The 2,422-nt window shown below is 67.3% G+C and carries 1 protein-coding gene and 1 pseudogene; both read right to left on the bottom strand.

From position 1 onward, the window contains the following. A pseudogene (locus ACZ7HQ_RS45145) lies at nucleotides 1–1,963 on the bottom strand (hypothetical protein); the annotation flags it as partial. Then, nucleotides 1,964–2,329 (bottom strand): hypothetical protein, encoded by a 366-nt coding sequence (locus tag ACZ7HQ_RS45140; protein ID WP_030577738.1) that lies wholly within the window; start codon nucleotides 2,327–2,329, stop codon nucleotides 1,964–1,966. Between the last annotated feature and the right edge of the window lie 93 nt (nucleotides 2,330–2,422).

Below are 2,422 nucleotides of genomic sequence, written 5' to 3'. Positions count from 1 at the left end.
ACTGCTGTGACTGGCTTCCCGGCGTACCGGGCGATGCGTTGTGAGCTCCGGGGGCGGATGCGGGTGCTGTCGTGTTCGGGCCGGCCGAGGTGCCCAGGGGCGTCGGCGCTGTGACGGTGTCGGATTCGGCGTCGGTTGCCGGTGGGGCGCCGTTCACCTGCTGGTGTGTGCCGTGTTCCGTGCCCGGCTGGGCGCCGGTGTTCCGGGCGGGCTGTCCGTGCCCGGGCAGGTCCTGCCCGGTGGTGTCGTGAGGGACGTCCCGTGTCCCTTCCTGGCCGAACGGTGCGTCGCCCGGGTCGGTATCCACGTGCGTGGCGTCCATACTGCCCGGGGTGTTCGAGTCCGGTGCGGTGGAGGAGCCCTTCGGCGTGGTGAGCCCCTGGGGGAGGTCACTTGTCGATCGTGGCACGTTCGAAGGCGTGTCCGGCGTGAGGCCGTCGGTGAGGTCCGGTGTCGTGAGGTCGGCGTTCGAGACGGACGACGGCCCGGAGATGCGCCCGGACGGCAGCGTGGACGGGGTGAAGGCCGACGAGGTGGACGGCGGCACGTAGGGGGCCGGTGGCCCGCTCGGGTCGCTGAAGCTGTTGCTGCCGTTGAAGCCGTTGCCGCTGTTGAAGCCGTAACCGCCGAGGTTGTTCGTGTCGTTCGGGCTGTTGGAGTCCCGGGTGGTGAGGTCGAAGGGTCCGGACAGTACGTCGCGGCCACCGGTGGGCAGGATGTTCAGCGCGGACGGCGACGTGTACGGCGGCGGGGGCGTGTACGTGGGCGGCGGGATGCTGAGACCGCTGCCGATCCCGCTCGAGAGTTCGGTCGAGACGGTGTTCGGGAAAGGCGCTGCGGGACCCGGGGTGAACAGGTTGCTCTTCACCGTCGACGGGCCCTTGACATCCGGGCCCACATCCGGCTTCCCGGACCCCGAACCGCCTCCCAAGCGGCTGTCAGGGCCGGGTAGTTCGTTGATGTCGGTGAACCGGTTGTTGTTGAAGTAGTTGTTGTAGATCGAGAAGGCGCCCGCGCCGACGGCCAGCCCCGCGCCCATGTCGAACACGGTGCTGGTGCCGGAGCCGACGAACGTCTCCCACTTGAACTCCCACTTGTCGTAGAAGGCCCCGTTGATGATGACCTCGGCGGTGCTCTCGGCGGTGGCTCCGACCACGAAGGTGGTGACCACGACCGGCGGACCGTTCACGATCCCCTTGAACAGCAGACTGTTCGGGTCGATCTTGAACTTGCTGAAGACGTCCCCGAGGAGGTCCTTGAAGAAGTTCTTGATGGGCTTCAGGAACTTGTCGAAGACCTCCATGAAGCCGGCCGTGAGCGCGCCGAAGGCGGCGGCGACACCGACGTCCTTCCAGTCCACTCCCCCGGGCTTCCGGCCCCCGGTGTTCAGCCCGATCTGCGCCAGCCGGACCGCCAGCGTCTGGATCGCCTCCTGGATCGCCTGGCCCAGGGTCGGGGCGATGTGCGACATCCGCAGCAGGCGGTCGATGATGATGAGGATCGCGAGCTTGCTCCGGGCCCGCGCCAGGAACATCTGCGAGACCGAGGCGCCGCCGGTGAACGCGATCAGCGCCGCCAGGATCGCCAGTTCGGCGATCAGCATGATGATCTCGGCGATGATCTCCCACTTGGACGCCTGGATCTTCTGCGAGTAGTCCACCTGGCCGTTGGCCAGTTCGTCGAGCTGGAGCAGCAACTGCTGGACGGGGTCGGTGCCGCCCGGTTCGTCGGTGAGCATCCGCACACTCTCGATGTACGGCTTTGCCACCTCCGGCGGCAACGCCGCCTCCACCATCTGGATCGTCTCCCGCGAGGCCGCGCGCAGATCGATCAGGCCCTTCTGGAGGGCCAGGTAGAGCTCACGACTTTCCCACGCCAGATTCTCCCTGGCCTGCAAGGGCATCTCACCCAGCAGGATCCAGAGCATCGTCCGGACGTCCGGCGGAAAGTCGATCTCCTCCACTTAGTGCCGGCCACCCTGGGAGGAGTCGCCCGGCGTGTCCATGCTGGACATCTGCCGGTCGATCTCTTCACGCGCGTAGTTCGAAACGCCCTCGATGTGCTGGCCGTTGGCCCAGACCGCCTGACCGAGGGACGTGAACGCGCTGCTGAGGGCCCTGACCAGGTCCAGGCACGACTGGTTGTTCGCGTCGTACTTGGGCAGCACTTCGAGGGCGAAGTCGTCGCTGTAGCCGGCCCAGCCACGGTAGTTCTGCATGTCGGAGATGAAGTTGTCGCCGATCTTGGCCGCCTGCGCGGGCAGTTGCTCCATCATGTCGCTGGCCCGGCGCAGTTCGCCGGGGTTCGCGGTGAACTTTCCTACCGCCATGGGTGCCTCCCTCTCTCCGGTGGTCCGTACGGTCAGTCTTCGTGGATCTCGTCGTGCAGGCGGGCCGACGATCGCCGCCCGCCGCCGTCCGAG

This window comes from Streptomyces sp. NPDC037290, assembly GCF_055603245.1.
This window is presented reverse-complemented; position numbering and strand designations above follow the sequence as displayed.

Excerpts from the sequence above, each read along its gene's own strand:
- ACZ7HQ_RS45140 (WP_030577738.1), bottom strand. The coding sequence starts at position 2,329 with ATGGCGGTAGGAAAGTTCACCGCGAACCCCGGCGAACTGCGCCGGGCC.